The organism is Flavobacterium sp. GCM10023249 (assembly GCF_042653365.1).
Classification (GTDB): domain Bacteria; phylum Bacteroidota; class Bacteroidia; order Flavobacteriales; family Flavobacteriaceae; genus Flavobacterium.
This window is the reverse complement of the sequence record NZ_JBHSHZ010000006.1, coordinates 643,905-662,048: the sequence shown is the minus strand read 5'-3', so window position 1 is coordinate 662,048 and position 18,144 is coordinate 643,905. Positions and strand designations below refer to the sequence as shown.

The 18,144-nt window shown below is 34.6% G+C and carries 17 protein-coding genes; 5 read left to right on the top strand and 12 right to left on the bottom strand.

From position 1 onward, the window contains the following. Window positions 1-4: 4 nt before the first annotated feature. On the bottom strand, window positions 5-2,608 hold the full coding sequence (locus tag ACFO7M_RS04470) for a tetratricopeptide repeat protein (RefSeq protein WP_379734271.1): 2,604 nt from the start codon (window positions 2,606-2,608) through the stop codon (window positions 5-7). Between the two features lie 161 nt (window positions 2,609-2,769). Between ACFO7M_RS04470 and ACFO7M_RS04465 the strand changes: the two genes are divergently transcribed. Both ACFO7M_RS04465 and ACFO7M_RS04460 read left to right on the top strand, forming a co-directional pair. Then, window positions 2,770-3,822: a 2Fe-2S iron-sulfur cluster-binding protein gene (locus ACFO7M_RS04465; RefSeq protein ID WP_379734269.1), complete on the top strand. Its 1,053-nt coding sequence runs from the start codon at window positions 2,770-2,772 to the stop codon at window positions 3,820-3,822. A gap of 155 nt (window positions 3,823-3,977) precedes the next feature. Continuing rightward, a complete protein-coding gene (locus tag ACFO7M_RS04460; protein WP_379734267.1) occupies window positions 3,978-4,763 on the top strand; it encodes a hypothetical protein in 786 nt (261 codons plus the stop codon). 11 nt (window positions 4,764-4,774) lie between these two features. Here ACFO7M_RS04460 and ACFO7M_RS04455 read toward each other — a convergent pair whose 3' ends face one another. Then, window positions 4,775-5,806 (bottom strand): glycosyltransferase family 9 protein, encoded by a 1,032-nt coding sequence (locus ACFO7M_RS04455; protein WP_379734265.1) that lies wholly within the window; start codon window positions 5,804-5,806, stop codon window positions 4,775-4,777. Between the two features lie 9 nt (window positions 5,807-5,815). Then, a complete protein-coding gene (locus tag ACFO7M_RS04450; RefSeq protein ID WP_379734263.1) occupies window positions 5,816-6,421 on the bottom strand; it encodes a DUF4254 domain-containing protein in 606 nt (201 codons plus the stop codon). Window positions 6,422-6,495: 74 nt separating this feature from the next. Here ACFO7M_RS04450 and upp point away from each other — a divergent pair, with 74 nt between their 5' ends. Further along, window positions 6,496-7,149: a uracil phosphoribosyltransferase gene (gene upp / locus ACFO7M_RS04445; RefSeq protein WP_379717681.1), complete on the top strand. Its 654-nt coding sequence runs from the start codon at window positions 6,496-6,498 to the stop codon at window positions 7,147-7,149. Here upp and ACFO7M_RS04440 read toward each other — a convergent pair. Next, window positions 7,144-8,076, bottom strand: a complete 933-nt coding sequence (locus ACFO7M_RS04440; RefSeq protein WP_379734261.1) for a DUF6427 family protein — start codon at window positions 8,074-8,076, stop codon at window positions 7,144-7,146. The two genes, upp and ACFO7M_RS04440, sit on opposite strands and share 6 nt — an antisense overlap. A 46-nt stretch (window positions 8,077-8,122) precedes the next feature. On the opposite strand from ACFO7M_RS04440, the gene ACFO7M_RS04435 reads away from it, so the two are divergent. Beyond that, window positions 8,123-8,353, top strand: coding sequence for a DUF6341 family protein (locus ACFO7M_RS04435; RefSeq protein ID WP_379717685.1), 231 nt, complete (start codon window positions 8,123-8,125; stop codon window positions 8,351-8,353). Here ACFO7M_RS04435 and purD read toward each other — a convergent pair. Further along, complete coding sequence (gene purD / locus ACFO7M_RS04430; protein ID WP_379734259.1) at window positions 8,345-9,619, bottom strand: phosphoribosylamine--glycine ligase; 1,275 nt, start codon at window positions 9,617-9,619, stop codon at window positions 8,345-8,347. The two genes, ACFO7M_RS04435 and purD, sit on opposite strands and share 9 nt — an antisense overlap. 112 nt (window positions 9,620-9,731) lie before the next feature. On the opposite strand from purD, the gene ACFO7M_RS04425 reads away from it, so the two are divergent. Continuing rightward, a complete protein-coding gene (locus ACFO7M_RS04425; protein WP_379734257.1) occupies window positions 9,732-11,042 on the top strand; it encodes a phenylacetate--CoA ligase family protein in 1,311 nt (436 codons plus the stop codon). On the opposite strand, the gene ACFO7M_RS04420 is transcribed toward ACFO7M_RS04425, so the two are convergent. From ACFO7M_RS04420 to ACFO7M_RS04390, 7 genes are read right to left on the bottom strand one after another with little or no spacing between them, the layout of a single operon-like run. Beyond that, window positions 11,039-11,791, bottom strand: coding sequence for a glycosyltransferase family 2 protein (locus ACFO7M_RS04420; protein WP_379734255.1), 753 nt, complete (start codon window positions 11,789-11,791; stop codon window positions 11,039-11,041). The two genes, ACFO7M_RS04425 and ACFO7M_RS04420, sit on opposite strands and share 4 nt — an antisense overlap. Further along, window positions 11,792-13,150 carry an undecaprenyl-phosphate glucose phosphotransferase gene (locus ACFO7M_RS04415; RefSeq protein WP_379734253.1) on the bottom strand — a complete coding sequence of 453 codons (1,359 nt, stop codon included), beginning with the start codon at window positions 13,148-13,150 and terminating at the stop codon, window positions 11,792-11,794. Window positions 13,151-13,153: 3 nt separating this feature from the next. Continuing rightward, window positions 13,154-14,137, bottom strand: coding sequence for a UDP-glucuronic acid decarboxylase family protein (locus ACFO7M_RS04410; protein ID WP_379717695.1), 984 nt, complete (start codon window positions 14,135-14,137; stop codon window positions 13,154-13,156). 1 nt (window position 14,138) lies between these two features. Further along, window positions 14,139-14,990, bottom strand: coding sequence for a dTDP-4-dehydrorhamnose reductase (rfbD, locus tag ACFO7M_RS04405; protein WP_379717697.1), 852 nt, complete (start codon window positions 14,988-14,990; stop codon window positions 14,139-14,141). Beyond that, complete coding sequence (gene rfbC / locus ACFO7M_RS04400) at window positions 14,984-15,535, bottom strand: dTDP-4-dehydrorhamnose 3,5-epimerase (RefSeq protein ID WP_379734251.1); 552 nt, start codon at window positions 15,533-15,535, stop codon at window positions 14,984-14,986. The genes rfbD and rfbC overlap by 7 nt, the downstream gene beginning before the upstream one ends. Next, entirely contained in the window at window positions 15,535-17,220 is a 1,686-nt protein-coding gene (locus tag ACFO7M_RS04395) for a DUF6909 family protein (RefSeq protein ID WP_379717701.1), read from the bottom strand. The genes rfbC and ACFO7M_RS04395 overlap by 1 nt, the downstream gene beginning before the upstream one ends. A 42-nt stretch (window positions 17,221-17,262) precedes the next feature. Beyond that, a complete protein-coding gene (locus tag ACFO7M_RS04390) occupies window positions 17,263-18,141 on the bottom strand; it encodes a carboxypeptidase-like regulatory domain-containing protein (protein ID WP_379734249.1) in 879 nt (292 codons plus the stop codon). Window positions 18,142-18,144 lie beyond the last annotated feature (3 nt).

Here is an 18,144-nt window from a genome sequence, read left to right as displayed (position 1 = left end):
TTTTTTAAATTTTAAGTTCTAAAAATTGATTGTAATTTTTTCTTACCTGAATTACGGCGTAATTCTCCGAAGAGATCACATTTGCCGGTATTTTGATTTTATATTCTTTATTGGTTTGAAGCAATTCAATTAAATACCTAGAAAATTCTTTTGATGAAATACCATGAACTACCACAAAGTTTTCAGCTTCATTGTACACATCATAAGATACTCTGAATTTTGTGTAGTCTTTTTCTTTGATGTATCGATTAATTTTATCCATCAAATCGACAGTAGCTGCATCGTCTCTTTTTCCAACTTTATACAAAATCTTCCAATTCGTAGATACGGTATCCAAAGAAATTGCCATTTGTTCTAATCGAGGAATACTTACTTTCAAGATATCTTCCGCTTGTTTTCCTTCTTTGCTGTCAGGGTATGTCATCGCAACATAATTCACCGCTTTTTTATATTCTTCTACACCACGGAGTTTACCAACTGCACTTGCTTTAAGCAATTCGAATTTCGGAATCAAATCGTCTCCCGCAAATTGTTCCAAAGACTTATCAATATTCTGAAGTACCTGAACATATTCTTGATTTCCGAATAATTTAAAGTTAGTATTGTATACTTCACTAGGTGTCTGGTTCAAAGCGGGTTCATCAACAATCTGACCGCTCAAAATTTGCGCATAACGCGTATTTGGATAATCTGCAATGATACTGTTTTTTATTTCATCCGCTTTTGCCGGGTTTTTGCTCTGATAAATTTGATACAAATTGTATTTTGACGGCAGGATCAATCGCTCTTCAGGATTACTTGCCAATACCTTTTCAAACTTTGATGATGCTAATTCTTGTTCCAAAAATTTTTCCTTGTATATAACACCCAACTGGTAATTGGCAAAATTTCTGTCTCTAGCCAAACTATCCAATACAACTTGAGACGTAGGTAATTTTTTTAGATAATATTCCGTAGTATACAATTCAGAAACAGGTTCGTCTTTTTTGACTTCATTCGTTTTGACTTCGCCATCTGTTGTCTCATTCTCTGTTAGAACAGACCAGCGCCAATTGTCCTTTAAAGCTCTTTTTCCCCATCGCTTTTGGAACTCTACTTTACCATAAGCTACTGTAGTCGGTGTGTAGAAATAAAACAAACCTTTGTCTTGACCAGTATTAAATCCCGGTGGACTCAAAGATGGATCTTGTGAAAGTGTTTTTCTTCCTGTGCTAATGTCTAGGTTAGGTTTGATATCCTGAACGCCACGAGCATTTTCTTCAGCTTCTCGCTGTTTTTTTTCCAACTCTTTTTTGGCATCATCCTTTGCTTTTAAATCCGCAATGTGTTTTTCAAAAAAGCTTAGCCTATCTGCTTGAGAAAGCGAAACTATATTTAAAATGCTATCATTGTGCTTTACAATTCCTTCATACTTTATGACATCATTTAAATTTTCACGTTTTTTCGCAATTGCGAAGTATTCTTTATTCTTCTTAACCAAACGAATTAAAGTACTGTCATAATACTTACCCGCAGTAACATACTCTGTTCTGTCAAAATAAATAGTCGCCAGATTTTTATACGTTTGCGCCTGTAGATAGGAATCTGTAGAAGTAGAGCGTAACGATTTGTTGTAGAATTTAACTGCTTGTTGCTTCTTATTCAGATGATCATAAAATAAACCAACTTCATAATTCAGCACGTCTAGATACGGACGGTTTTCTCTGTCTTTCAGTAATTTTTCATATTTTTCTAAAAAAGCTACGGTATCTTTTGTCGCATCAACAAGTTGTCCTTGTTTCGCATGTGCTCTAATTACATAATGACGCGGTGATTTTCGCTTCATCTCGATGATTTCCTGAAACTGAGCGTAAGCACTGTCGTTATATTGCAATGATTGATAAACTTGTCCAAGGATAAAATGATATCTCGCTCTTTCTTCTTTCAATTTGGTAGACTCGATCGCAATTTTTAAAGGTGCGATGGCGCTGTCTTTTTGTTCCAAATTGATAAACGCTTGAGCTAAAATTGCATTAGCATCCGCTTTAACCTGCGTTTTTAATTGATCTCTTTTCAGTAACAATTTGAGGTTTTTTATTGCCAAAGCATCGTTTTCGAGGCGGATATTCGTTTTTTCACGCCAAACTTTAGCTTCATAAATTTTATCAGAATTGGAATACTTATACAAGATATAATTGAACGCCTCCAAAGCAGGCACGTATCTTTTATCGTAATAACGCGATTTTCCTAACAACAGATGAGCTTCGTCCATCTGCATGTTTTTTTCTTTACCTCCAATATTCATGGAATGCTTTTGAATCGCTTTCGTGGCTTTTTCTTCAGCACGTTCAAAATTTTTATTTTTCCCCTTTTCACCCGGTAACATTGCATCCTCTTCAATTTGCATACGTTCTACTGGTAAAATTTCCCAAAAATTGTCCGAATAACCTGATTTCAATTCGTTTATACCTGACTGAAGCGCAATGTCTCCATTGTACAAAGTATTGTATTCGGTATTTATAGCATGCCAGTTCCTGTTTACGAACGAATTTTTTTTAGTAGAACAGGCTACAATAAATAAAAGTAAAAGAAATGGGGGGAAATATTTTAAGTGCTTAATTTTCAACATAAAAAAATTTTAAAATATAAACTTCAAAATCTGTTTTTTAGTATTATAACCCGTAAATGTACGCTTCTTTTTGAAATTCCAACTATTTAAATGTGTTTAATTTTAATCAGTAAAGTCATATTATCAATGTTGTTTAGTAATTTTGCTAAAAAGAAATCGCTATGTCAACATTCTACAAATTAGCTATAAAAGAAATCATTAAAGAAACTCCGCAAACCATTTCGGTGTTATTCAATATGCCCTTAGAATTCAAAGAATTTTACAAGTTTACTGCTGGTCAATACGTTAACTTAAAACTAACGCTAGATGGGCAAGAATTACGTAGAGCGTATTCAATTTGTTCAGCACCAACTAGTGGTGATTTACGCATCGCTATCAAAGCGGTAAAAAATGGTAATTTCTCAAAATTTGCTAATGAACAATTGGCTGTTGGAAATGTGATTGAAGTAGGGCTTCCTGAGGGAAAATTTACTTTTGAACCGAATGCTGAAAGACAACGCAATTACATTGCTTTCGCGGCTGGAAGTGGAATCACTCCCATTATGTCTATTATTCAGTCTGTATTAATTGGTGAACCACAAAGTACATTTGTTTTGGTGTATGGAAACAAATCACCTGAAGAAACTATCTTCCACGATCAACTACAAGCTTTACAGCAAAAATATTTAGGACGTTTCTTTATTCATTTTGTATACAGTCAAGCAAATGTTTCTGATGCATTTTTTGGAAGAGTCGATAAATCTGTTATAAGTAATGTACTGAATACGAAACATATTGGAAAGGAATTTTCAAAATTCTATCTATGTGGTCCTGAAGAAATGATCAACATAGTTAGTAGTACATTGAAAGAAAAAAACATTCCGGAATCAGCCATCAAATTCGAACTGTTTTCGGCATCACCTTCTGAAAATAAAGTTGACTTGGGCGCAACGGATCATGCCAACATCACCGTTATCGTAGATGCCGATGAAACCACTTTCGAAATGTCGGCTAAACAAACACTCTTAGAAGCTGCATTAAAACAAGGTTTAGATGCTCCTTATTCATGTCAGGGTGGCGTTTGTAGTAGTTGTATTGCTCGAGTTACAAAAGGATCTGCTGTAATGAAGAAAAACTCAATTTTAACAGACAAAGAAATTGCAGACGGGTTGGTTTTAACTTGTCAAGCGCATCCAACCTCAAATGAAATTGTTGTCGATTATGACGATGTATAAATGTGTAAGTTTTTTCTTAATTAGTTGATTGTCTTACATTTAATCGATTTTTTTAATTACTTTATCGAATAAACACTATCTCTTTTAATAAATAATTGGTTTTTAGTTAGTTTCGCCGAAACTTTTTCAAAAACAAACTAACTAAAAACCAAAAAATGAAGAATTTATCAATAAATTCGCTTGCTTTGCTATTGGTGTTTTTCACCTCTGCAAGTTGGGCTCAAGTTGGAATTGGCACAACTACACCCAAAGGTGCCTTAGACATTACAAGTACTACCAATGGTTTCTTAATGCCTCGAATTGCTCTCACCGCTTCAAATGTAGCTTCCCCGGTAATAAATCCAGCTACTGGAACTACTGCTTTAGAAATAGGAACAGCCGTTTTCAATACCGCAACAACTGGTGGAACTTATGGAGTAATTCCTGGAATATACTACTGGGATGGAACCAATTGGGTATCACAAGTACATCGTTATTACGAAACTAAATTCACACAAACATCAGATCTTACAGTGGCTACTTCAGCCTCATATACGAATATACCAGGACTAAATTCCAAATCTTTCACTGCTCCCTATACAGGAAGATATACATTACTATTTTCTGGATATTTAGGAGCTGGCACAGTAGACAATAATTCTTCTAAAGTTGGTTTTGTGGAAGGAAATTTTAAAATGACTATTAATGGAACTGATTACAGAAAGTATTCTCATTCTTCAAGTTTTTACAATAGTGATACGGCAACTGAATATTATGAATTATTTAATGAAACCAACATCAATGTAAATGTCTATTTAACAGCTGGACAAACCTGTACTATCAATTGTTCTTACAATGGTGTGGCTGATGATAATATCACAGAAAATAATGCCCATGTCGTAGGTAGATCTACGGCTTTAGGAAATTTTTGTGAAGTGAATGTTACCTATATCGGAAGATAAAAAAAGGAGCTTTACAGCTCCTTTTTTATTGTATTTAGTATCGTCTCGGGAGAGATGCTTCGCATAGCGTTTTCATAGCCCTCCACTTTTTTATTTCCATAGACGGATGTTGGAAGTAAAGGAAAAAGTTCACGATCTGCAGTAATACAAAATTCCCAAGGTTGGTTAAATGGTTTGAAACCCGCATAAGGATGTGTAGCACCCCAAAGGGTTACAACTTTAATCCCTAACATGGCAGCAATGTGAGCATTGCCCGAATCCATCGAAAGCATGATATCCAAATTAGATATCAAATCCATCTCTTGTTGTAATTTTATTTTTCCAGCCACTACGATAACATTTTCATGCTTGGCTCTTAATTGATTCAAAAGTTGAATTTCCTTTTCTCCTCCACCAAATAAGAATAACTTACATTTTGAAACTGCTAATCCATCAATTACTTTCTGCATTAAATCCAAAGGATAAACTTTTGATTCGTATTGAGCAAAAGGCGCAATACCAATCCAGTTTTCATTTTTAGTTCCGGTGATAGAAGTAACTTCTTGTGATAATATTGCTTTGGCAGGAAAATGTTGTGAATTAAAATTCAATGGAAAACCTAAACTTTCAAAAGTTGCAGCGTGTCTGTCGAACATTGATTTTACTGGAACAAAAACTTTATTTTTGGCTCGAGTCAATGCTTTTTTATCCGTTCTACCTTTATCCGTAAAAGCCACTTTTTTTCCATTTACAGCAAATAATCCCCTAATCACTTTGGAACGGAGCACATTATGTAAATCGGCAACAGCATCAATATCGAGTTTTTTAAGATCGTTATACAATCTCACCAAACCGATCATTCCTTTATGCCTATAATTCAAATCGACTGGGAAAAAAGTAACGTTAGGTAAACCATTAAAAAAAGGTTGAAAAAAAGGTCTTGAAACTATTGTGATTTTTACTTCAGGATAATCCAAAGAAAAAGCTCTCAAAACAGGAACCGTCATTGCAACGTCACCCATAGCTGAGAGCCTTATAACTAAAATGTGTTTGATGTTTGACATCGAAACCTTTTATTTTTTGTTCTGGTACAACACTGGATTTAACTCCTCATCGTTGTACATTTTCATTTGCTTGTATACCTTCATGTATTTGTCGCCATTTTCGATATCTTCAATTAACTGACTAATCGAAACGAACATATCATTTTTCTGATCCAATAAAACATTTAGTTTTTCCTGACATTTTGCTCTATGTTCCGCAGTAGCTTCAGCTCGATTTGCCTCTTCGCTCATGTGGTATATTTTCAATGCTAAAATTGACAAACGGTCAATAGCCCATGCAGGACTTTCTGTGTTGATTTTTGCAGCTGCTTTAACCTCAACATTACTGTATTTTTGTAAAAAATAACTATCGATATATTCCACCATATCAGTACGAACCTGATTTGAAGCATCAATTTTTCTTTTTAAATCCAAGGCAGCTACCGGATCGATTTTCGGATCACGAATAATATCTTCGTAATGCCATTGAACGGTGTCTACCCAGTTTTTAGCATATAATAAATATTCAATTGATCCTTTTTCATAAGGATTTAAAGCAGGTTGATATACATCATCAATAACATGATAATCGTTAATACAACGCTCAAATATTGGAAAAGCAAATTCTGCAAACATAGTTTTGACTCTTTATTTTTTACAAAAGTAGCGTTTTTTTGTACTTTTATCCTGAATTTGTAAAATTTATCAAGATGCACATCCATTACATTTCGGAACAAAACAGTATTCTGAATCATTTTCTTACGCAACTGCGCGATATTCATATTCAAAAAGACAGCATGCGTTTTCGTAAAAATATCGAACGTATTGGAGAAATTATGGCCTATGAATTGAGTAAGACCTTGGATTATAAAAATATTGATGTGCAAACACCACTGGGCATAAAACATACTACTACTATTGCTGAACCGGTTGTATTATGTTCTATTTTGAGAGCTGGTTTAGCCTTGCACCAAGGTTTTATGAACTTTTTTGACGATGCAGAAAATGGTTTCGTATCTGCTTATCGTCATCACTATAATAACGATGATGCATTTGATATTCTGGTAGAATACCAAGCTGCTCCTTCTTTCGAAGGAAAAAATCTGATTCTAATTGATCCAATGTTGGCTACAGGTCAATCTATTGTTGCGGTTTTACAGAAATTACATTTAGAACAAAAACCAAAAGAAATTCACATTGCTGTAGTTATTGCTGCACCAGAAGGAGTAGCTTATCTTCAAGAAAATCTTCCAGAAAACTGCCATTTATGGGTAGCAGCTTTGGATGAAAAATTGAATGAGAAAAATTACATCGTTCCTGGTTTAGGCGATGCTGGAGATTTAGCTTACGGCAGTAAATTATAATAATCTCAGCGCATAATTTAGTAAACTTGCAAATAGGATAACTCCCAAAATGGTTTCTTTGATCCAGTATTTTTCGATGGTCTCCAAGTAATTGGTCAGCATAATTGCTACAGGTACGAAAGTAAAAATCAGGTAGCTATTGTCTTTATTTGGAGAAATAAAAAATATCACTAATCCAATGATAAAGGCAAAAATCACTTTTTTATACGATGCTTGCATGTTCAATGATTTATTCGAAAGAATAAAAAGCATGGTTAGAAAAGCCACCAACGCTGTTAAGATGTAAATCCCCAATGAAAAACTTTGGAATACATTTTCGATATACCTGATATCAAAATCAACTTGAATCGTAGCAATAAATCTATTGATAAAAGTCGGATCAAAAATCAACGCAAGCAACAGAGTAATTACTGCTACTGTCACCAGAGAAATGAAAGGAATAATCCAATTCCTGTAATCTCTTGAAACGTGGAAAATAATGGAAATAAAAACCAAAAGCATAAAAAGTATGCTCCAAAAATGAAATAAACTGGCTATAAAAATCCACAAAGACGCATCGAAGATTTTCTCTTTCGGAGTGATTAAGGATTGCATGGATATCAATCTTCGTAAAGCCAACAAAATCAACCCATTGGAGACAATCAAATACCCATTAGACAAAGTCGAAGGAAAAAGGATAAAAAATATACAAAACAATAAAAATGTATAACTGTTGTCTTTCGTTAGTCCATTCTTTTTAGTGATAAAATTTGACACAAACAAAGAACCAATCAACAACAACAAAAAAACTATTTTCTTGCCTATTTCAAAGCTGGAAATAGTATTGTAGTTGGTACTAAACTGATAAATTGTAAAACAGACAACCATCAGTAGAGTTGTCAAAATATAATTTATTGGTCTAGATTTACTAAAAATGCTTGTAATCATAAGTATATTTTATATTTTTGCTTTGTAAATATAATACATAAAAAAGATGAAATCATTTTTTGAAGCAATTGCTTGGTTATTTGAACAAATCCTTTTTGCTCCACACGATCTAATGCGCTCAATGGAATTAAGCAACTGGTGGATCGCAAACCTAGTAAACTGGGTTCTTTGGGGAATCATCAGTTACTACATCGTATACTGGACAAAGCAATTACAGATTTTCAAAGACAATAACGAAGACGAACAAGATACTACCGCTCACTCTTTCTTAAAGTAAGTCGCGACCGATATCTTTTCTAAAATACATCTTATCAAAATGTAGTTTCTCTATATTTTGGTAAGATTTTTTTATGGCTTCTTGGAAATCATTACCGTAGGAAGTAATCGCGAGTACGCGACCGCCATTGGTTACTATTTGACCATTATCTTCTTTAGTTCCTGCATGAAAAACAATAGAATCTTCAATTGTTTCAATACCTGAAATCACTTTTCCTTTTTCATAATCTTCTGGATATCCGCCTGAAGCGATAATGATGGTAGTAGCGCTTCTTTCATCAATTTCTAAGGAAACCTCATCAAGTTTTTGAGCACCAACAGCTTCAAACAATTCAACTAAATCTGATTTCACTCTTGGCATCACCACTTCTGTTTCAGGATCACCCATACGAACATTGTATTCAATAACCATTGGTTCTCCTTTCACATTAATTAAACCGATAAAGACAAATCCTTTGTATTCTATACCGTCTTTTTGTAAACCTTCCACTGTAGGTTTTACAATTCGGGTTTCAATTTTCTCCATCAAAACCGAATCAGCAAAAGGCACTGGAGACACTGCTCCCATTCCTCCTGTGTTCAATCCTGTGTCGCCTTCACCAATTCGCTTGTAATCCTTTGCAGTTGGCAAAATTTTATAGGACTTTCCGTCTGTTAAAACGAAACAACTCAATTCGATTCCATCCAAGAATTCTTCGATTACTACTTTAGAAGATGCTTGACCAAATTTTGCATCTACTAACATGTTATGCAATTCCTGTTGTGCTTCGGCTAAATCATTCAGAATCAAAACTCCTTTTCCTGCTGCTAATCCATCGGCTTTCAAAACATAAGGCGAGTCTAATGTGGTCAAAAACGCACATCCTGCTTCTACCGTTTCTTTGGTAAAACTTTCATAACGTGCTGTTGGAATGTTGTGTTTTACTAAAAATTCTTTAGCAAATTCTTTACTTCCTTCCAATTGAGCCCCGATTTTAGATGGGCCAATAACGGGAATATGATTGATTTTTACGTCGTTTTTAAAGAAATCGTAGATACCATGAACCAATGGATCTTCGGGACCAACGACTACCATTGTCACTTTATTTTGAAGAACAAACTCTTTAACTGAAGTAAAATCTAATGGATTAAGGTTAATGTTAGTTGCGATTTGTGAAGTGCCGGCATTACCCGGTGCTACAAAAAGTTGTTGGCATTTGTCGCTTTGCAGCATTTTCCATGCTAAAGCATGTTCTCTTCCTCCTGAACCTAAAAGTAAAATTGTCATCGTTGTTGTGTTGTTGTTTTGTGGTGCAAAAATAGCTTGTTTTCAACAGAAAAAAAACAATTGACAATGGCTTTGTGTGTCATATTTGTTATTTTTGAGCAAATCTTACATTATGATCCGGTTTTTTGATTGGTCGTTACGAATAAATGGTTTTCCGATGAAGAAAGCCACAGCAGAATTCGATGCCATTATTTCCTTGTCAGAAACTGAACACCAACAATTTATTGAAAACAAAAAAAAGGAAATTGTCGCTTTTCATTTGGAGCACAATCCCTACTACAAAAATTTTGTTGGCAATACTAAAACTGAAGACTGGAACAATATCCCTGTCATGACCAAAAAAGATTTTCAGAAACCCTTAGTAGAAAGGTTATCCCGAGGTTATTCTGAGAAAAGTGTCTTTAAAAATAAAACGTCCGGTTCTAGCGGTGATCCGTTCGTTTTTGCGAAGGACAAATATGCGCATGCCATTACGTGGGCGTCTATTATTTACCGATTTGGCTGGTACGGTATCGATTTTAATCAATCCTTTCAAGCACGATTTTACGGTATTCCATTAGATTTTTTTGGTTATACCAAAGAACGGATTAAAGATTTTTTAGGAAAAAGGTATCGTTTTACCATTTTTGATTTATCGGATAAAGTTTTAGAAAACGTACTGAAAAAATTCCAACAGAAGGAGTTTGACTATATCAATGGCTACACCAGCTCAATTGTATTATTTGCCAAATTCCTCCAACAAAAGAATATCATTTTAACCACTATTTGTCCAACATTGAAAGTCTGCATGGTCACATCAGAGATGCTTTTTGAAGAAGACAAAATCTTGTTAGAGAAATACTTAGGCGTTCCTGTTGTAAATGAATACGGTGCTTCCGAACTGGATTTAATTGCTTTTCAAAATCGTGCAGGCGATTGGCAGTTGAATGCAGAAACTTTGTTTGTTGAAGTCTTGGATGAAAATAACCAGCCGTTACCAAACGGACAGGAAGGAAAAATTGTTATCACTTCGTTGTTCAACAAAGCACATCCGTTCATTCGCTATGATATTGGTGATATTGGAATTGTAGACGAAAAAAGCACAACTCAAAAACCGTTGCTCAAGACATTAATAGGCCGAACTAATGATATAGCATTACTACCGAGTGGAAAAAAAGCGCCGGGACTAACGTTTTATTATGTCACCAAAAGCATTATTGAAGATGATGGAAATGTCAAAGAATTCATCATTCGACAAATACAAAAGGATACTTTCGAAATTGATTATGTTAGTGATGTGGAATTAACTACTGTACAAATCTCAAAAATTGAAGAAGCAATTGCTTTGTATTTAGAAAAAGGATTGCATTTTACTTTCAACCGAAAAGAATTTTTACAGCGGTCTGCCAGAGGAAAACTGAAACAATTTCAATCGATACTTTAATTTCTATATTTCATAAAGCCACGATACATCCAATGTAACATGTAATAAACAGATTCGAAAAATCCCAATTTTTCTACTTCTCTGTAAAACTGCCATTGGTATTTGATCAGATTCTTTTTATTTCTCGATAACGAATTTTCTCGGATACGATAAATCGCCTGTGGTTCTTGAATTCCATAAGCAAAAGGAATTTCCTTTAAATATTTTAGCCATAATCCCATATCCTGTCGTTTTCGAATATCTGGCATAAATTTCACACCTAATCTTTCGACATCTAAAAAGGCTGTAAGACAACTAATCGAATTGGTTTTTAAAATGTCGGTATAAGTAACCTTTTGTGGTACAATAAAATCTGAATACACAAATTCTAAAATCTCATTGGAACGTCTATACGAAGAGAACACAAATGGTATTCCTGTGTCATGTATTGTTTTGATGCTGTTCTTAAGGAAATCTGAAAACCAAATATCATCTGCATCCAAAAATGTCATATACCTGCCCTGAACTTGGTTAATGGCTTCATTTCTAGCTTTGGAAGCACCTGAATTTTTATTTAATCGGATAAGATGGATTCTTGTATCCTCCTCCATCATGTTTTGAATTACTTCAACCGTTTTATCTGACGAGCAATCATCAACAATAATCATTTCCCAATTCGTGTAAGATTGTTTCTGTACAGATTGGATGGTCTCTGAAATGAATTTTTCAGAATTATACGTTGGGGTAATTATAGAAACCAATTCATTCATCTAATATGCTTTTTCCTGACCTTTGAAAATATTGATGACGGTAAGCATGATAATCTTAATATCGAGAAACAGTGACCAGTTTTCTATGTAAAAAACATCATATTTAATTCGGTTCACCATTTCATCATCGGTCTCAATTTCTCCACGATATCCTTTTACCTGGGCTAATCCAGTAATTCCAGGTCTAACATGTAGCCTGACATTGTATTTTTTTATTTTTTTCTGGTATTCATTGTTGTGGATCCACAGATGTGGCCTTGGACCTACAATAGACATGTCACCCAATAAAACATTCAAAAATTGAGGCATTTCATCTAAACTGGTCCGACGTAAAAAAGATCCTATTTTAGTAACACGTGGGTCATTTTTGGTAGTCATTTCTTCCGTTTTCTCATTCATTTTCATCGAACGAAATTTATAGCAGAAAAACTCATTTTGATCCAAACCGGGACGGCCTTGTTTGAAGAAAACCGGTCCTTTGGATTCCAATTTAATGAGAATGGCTACAATAGGAATCAACCATGAGAATACAAAAAGGACAATAAAAAGGGAAAAGACTATGTCGAATAATCGCTTGATTATCTTATTAGGTAAATCATTTAATGGAGTTCTTTTTAATGACAATACGGGGAAAAACTCATAGTAATCAATTTGAAGATTCTTAGAATAAATTTCGCTGCCTTCGGGAATAAATTTGATGGTTTTTCGGTTATAGTCGGAAAACTCTACAAGCTCTTTCAGTTCATCTTCTGATAATTCCTTAAGTGCACAATAGATATCATCTATTTTATTTGCTAATACGTAATCCTGAACTTCTTTGATTGGTCCAATTACATCTTTATCTACTACCTTATCCGAAAAAAAACCAAAAAACCGGTAACCATAATCAGGTCTAGAAACAAATAACTCCTTAAGATTAATGGCGCTTTCTGTATGGCCAATAATGATGGCTCTTCGATAATTACCTCCTAAAACAATACGGTATTTTTTTAAGTAATAAAAAAGCAAACCCTTAAAAAGGGTAATATATAGGAAAGCAAAACCAATGAAAATTAATAATTTACTAAAACTTGAAATAATTTCTCTTGCTAACGAGAAATAGGCAATAACCACTAAGGTAAATAATGTAAACTGTTTAGCTAGTTTAGCTAAAATTTCGGCTGGTTTTGTAAAACGGTAAACTTCGTAGAATTCCGTAAAATAAGCAATAACAATCCAGGCAAGCAATTGAAAAAAAAAGAAATACGGTAAATAAATAGCGAAGTTTTTCAGAAATATTTCTGCTAAAATAATCAACAGAAAAAAATCGGTCAAAACGCTAATAGGTCTAATGTATTTTGAATACCTTCCTTTAGTCACTTATTATTTGATATAATCTTTGAAATCTTTATGTGCTTCTTTCAATAGTTCTTCTTTGGGTAATGATTTGAAATACTCATAGGTAATTTTCATACCCTCAGAACGACTCACTTTTGCTTCCCATCCTAAAATATCTTTGGCTAAAGTAGTATCTGGCTGACGTTGCAATGGATCGTTTTCTGGTAACGGATGGTATACAATTTTTTGATTGGTTCCAGTTAATTTAATGATTTCTTCCGCAAAATCCTTGATGGTTATTTCATCAGGATTACCAATATTTACCGGATATGCATAATCTGAAAGCAATAACCTGTAAATTCCTTCCACTTGATCATCTACGTAACAAAACGAGCGGGTTTGCATTCCATCACCAAAAATGGTCAAATCTTCACCACGCAATGCTTGTCCGATAAAGGCTGGAATTACACGACCATCATTGAGACGCATTCTTGGTCCGTACGTGTTAAAAATACGTACGATGCGTGTTTCCAATCCGTGAAAACGGTGATAAGCCATGGTAATGGATTCCTGAAAACGTTTTGCCTCGTCATACACTCCGCGGGGGCCAATTGTATTTACATTACCGAAATACTCTTCCGTTTGCGGGTGAATTAATGGATCTCCATATACTTCAGAAGTAGAAGCAATCAAAATTCGTGCTTTTTTAACACGAGCCAAACCTAATAAATTGTGAGTTCCCAAAGAACCTACTTTCAAGGTCTGAATTGGAATTTTCAAATAATCAATCGGGCTTGCCGGTGAAGCAAAATGAAGGATATAATCCAATTCGCCGGGAACATGTACAAATTTAGAAACATCGTGGTGATAAAACTCAAAATGCTCCAATTTGAATAAATGTTCAATATTTTTTAAGTCGCCCGTAATTAAATTATCCATACCAATAACATGGTATCCTTCTTTAATAAAACGGTCACATAAATGTGAACCTAAAAAGCCAGCTGCTCCGGTAATTAAAACTCTCTTCATTCTATAGGGTTTGTAACAGGCTTTCCTGCCACGATTTTATATTGATATCAAATATCGCTTTTATTTTATTCTTATCCAAAACACTGTAAGCCGGTCTTTTTGCCGGAGTTGGATAAGCACTTGTAGGTATTGGGTTTACGGTTATTGGAATCGTATTGATTCTAAAAATTTCTTTGGCAAAATCAAACCAAGAACAAATACCTTCGTTGCTGAAATTATAAATTCCCGAGTATTGCAGTTTCTTGGAATTGGGATGCTTAATCAATGTTACAATTGCCTCTGCTAGATCAACCGAATTCGTTGGTGTACCAATTTGATCATTTACAACATTCAAAACATTCCTGTCTTGTGCTAAACGGAGCATGGTTTTCATAAAATTATTCCCAAATTGAGAATACACCCAGGAAGTTCTGATAATAAAGTAGTTTTCACAATTTTCCATCACTTTCTTCTCACCGTCCAATTTAGTTTGCCCATAAACCCCGATAGGATTTGTTGTATCTGTTTCTAAATATGGTTTTGATGAAGTTCCGTCAAAAACAAAATCGGTAGAAATATGAATCAACGTTGTTCCAGCATTTCTACACGCTTTCGCCAGATTTTCCGGCCCTGTAACATTAACCAATTGTGCTCTTTCTGATTCCGATTCTGCCTTATCGACAGCAGTATATGCTGCTGTATTGATACAAAAATCAAATGTATTAGATGCAAAAAATTCTGTTACCTTTTTTTCATTCGTAATATCCAAATCTGCTGATGACGCAAATACAAAACGAATTTCAGCATGTTTTTTTTGGATAAATTGAAGTGACTGTCCTAATTGTCCGGACGCACCGGTTACTAAAACTACCATACTTTTTTTGCGTTTTCCAAAGTTGGTAACACTTGATCCTTATCCGAAATAATCAACTCATTGGTAGGAAATCCCCAATCCACATTTACCGTTGCGTCATTATAGATCAATCCGCCTTCGCTTTCCTTATTGTAAAAATTATCACACTTGTAAAAGAAAGTTGCTGTATCACTCAGTACTAAAAATCCATGAGCAAAACCTCTTGGAATAAAAAACTGTTTTTTATTTTCAGTAGATAGTAAAATGGAATACGACTGACCATATGTTGGAGAACCTTGTCTTAAATCAACAGCTACATCCAAAACTTCTCCTTCTAAAACACGTACTAATTTTGCTTGAGCGTGTTCTCCGCATTGGTAATGCAAACCGCGCAAAACACCTTTGCTAGAAAAAGACTGATTGTCTTGAACGAAATTAATTTTTTGTCCTATTCCCTTCTCAAATGTATTTTGATTAAAGCTTTCCATGAAATAACCGCGGTCATCATGGAAAACTTTAGGTTCTATAATAAAACAACCTGGAAGATTGGTTTCAATAAAATTCATTAACAGTTAAATATTTGCTCTAAAATTTTTATTGTAATCAAGTACGTTGGTTTTACTCCTGTTGTTCCTAAACCTCCCGATGCAAGAGTACTACCTGTTTCTAGAGGGTTATCGGAAGCATAATACGCATAACGTACTTTAACATCTGGATTGATGCTTTTACGAATTCTAGAGGCTGATTGAATCGCTTTTTGGTAATATGCCCCTTCCATTTCAAGTCCTATGGCTGCCCAAGTTGACTCGTGGAAGAATTTCAATAAATCTCTATTTTGAAGTGATGTTCCTAAAACAGTAATCATTGGACCAGCATACACTGGAATATCGTTACCTTCAAACATTTCAGCTGTTAATTCGTTTTCAAAAGGATAGTTATCTGCTGTACCTTCGTTTACGTGTGCATTCGGAATCATAATATCTCCTTTTCCACCTTCTAGAATTCCAGCTTTACCCATGATTGAAACTGATTCTACATTGAGTAATGTTTTCTTTTTATCTACTTTATAAGGTTTCAAAAGCTCATCGATAGTTTCAAAAGCTTGCTCTCCAAATGCATAATCCATAACGATTAATACTGGAGCTTCCCCATTAATTTTTGCATTAGGGAATGCTGTTTTCTTCCAATCGAATTTAGCGGTATCAAAAATCTGAACATCGATATTCGTTCCTGATTCATCCGGTTGCGAAATCATACCATGTTGTAAAGCAAAGTCTTCTACTTTTTTACGTAGCTCTTTACTTCCTGAAGCCGATAAATCTTCGTAAATCTGATACTCACCTTTTCCTTTGTATTTTGAAGCCAGAACACTAGGTGCAAAAACCGAGTTCATTACACTGTGCATATTGGCACTGATAATATGAATAGGTCTTTCCAACAAGCCGTTGTCAGCCAAAGTCTTTTTTATGTTAGTTGCCCAGATATCACCGTAGATGTGGTGTCCTAAACGTTCTCTTAAAATGGGACTGAATGTGATGGTTCTTTTGTTATTGTCAACCACTTCTTCAATAGCAATTTTACCCAACCAGTATACAATATGTAAGAAGCGGTCTGGTGAAGCACTATTTCCAAAATCATCGTAAATATCACTTACTTCAGCAAAAGTTCTTCCTAATACGTTAGCCGCATGAGAAATTGCTTTTTCTCTTTCAATTAAAGTCAGTTTTTTAGATTGAAGTGCCGCTTGTTCTAGTTTTTCCCAATCGCGTGATACTTTTCCTTCTTCGTCAACCAAAACCCTGTCCTTGATTTTGTGTGATTCAATAAAGATAAAAGTCAAGTGAGTTAAGATATCATAGATATCCGAACGTCCTCTGGTGATTTCCACATTCATTTGTTCGTCGTCAATACGATAACAGTTTCTGCGGCGTTTTGGAGGAACAATAGGTTGGAAATGGGATTTTGAATAGCCTTCGTCTGAAGTTAAATTGATGTAGCGACATTCTTCGATCCCAACGGGAAGACGTTCGATTACATACAACAATCCGTTCAATTCAACTTTTTCTTCGGCAATTGAACCGTAAATTTCTGGTCGAAGCTCCAATAAAGCTTCTCTTAAAGTTTCACCCGAAACACCCATTGGTTTGTAGAAACCTCTGTTGAATAAATGTCTCATGGTAATGTACAGTCTTTCGATAGCTCCCGAAGACTCTTGCGCTCTTGAGCGCGAAATGTTTTTAATCTCTTTCATTAAATTTTATATTTTCTAACCTGCAAAGGTACGATTTTATTTTTAGTTTGTAAGGATAAGATTGATAGCGGGCTCAAAAACTCTTGATTTTACGGGTTTATCGTTTTCATCTTTCTTGAATTCCTTGGTCCATTTACCGCCTAAAAAAGTATAGGTAAATTCATTTTCCACGAAGTTGTAAAAGGGTAAAGGATAATACATTCGCTGTGTTTTGGTTTTTGAAGGATCGGAAGCAGCAACTGTTTTTTCCAATTTATTACTTTCTACAAATAATCGTTCGATTGCTACAAACAAACCTTTTTTAGGAAAAATAATATTCAAACTTGAAAGATCAAATTGTGTCATCCTTGATCCTTTTTTCACTGTTGCGATATAATCCTTTTCTAATAGTTCTTCTCCTGGCAAACCGTCATCTCCAATTTGATAAAAATGAATTTTCACTGTAGCCTTTTCAATACTACTCTCGGTATAAATGATTACTTTTTTTACGTACTTGGTTTTAGTGTATTTTGGTAAAAAAGGGAAAAACTTTGCGTCAAATCTAGGGCCGTTTTCAAAAGCTTGGCGTATGCTATTTTCGGTTTTACCTATTTCAAGTTGCTTGGTTTCTTTCTTGTTTACAATGGAAATTTCTCCTAACTGATATGTAGTAGAACGCATTTTTACTACAGTAGCTTGAGTCGATTTTAACTTTAATTTCTCGTATCCTAAAATCGAAAAAATCAATGTTTTTTCTTCTTTAATTCCTAATGCAAAACTTCCGTCAAGATCGGAGGTTGTTCCAATATTTTCGTTTTCCACCAAGATATTCACATAAGGAATAGGTTGATTGTTTTCATCAATAACTTTACCCTTAATTTGAGCATTCACCAGTACATTCAGAAAACCAAACCCAACTAACAATACGTCTTTTATCCTCATTGC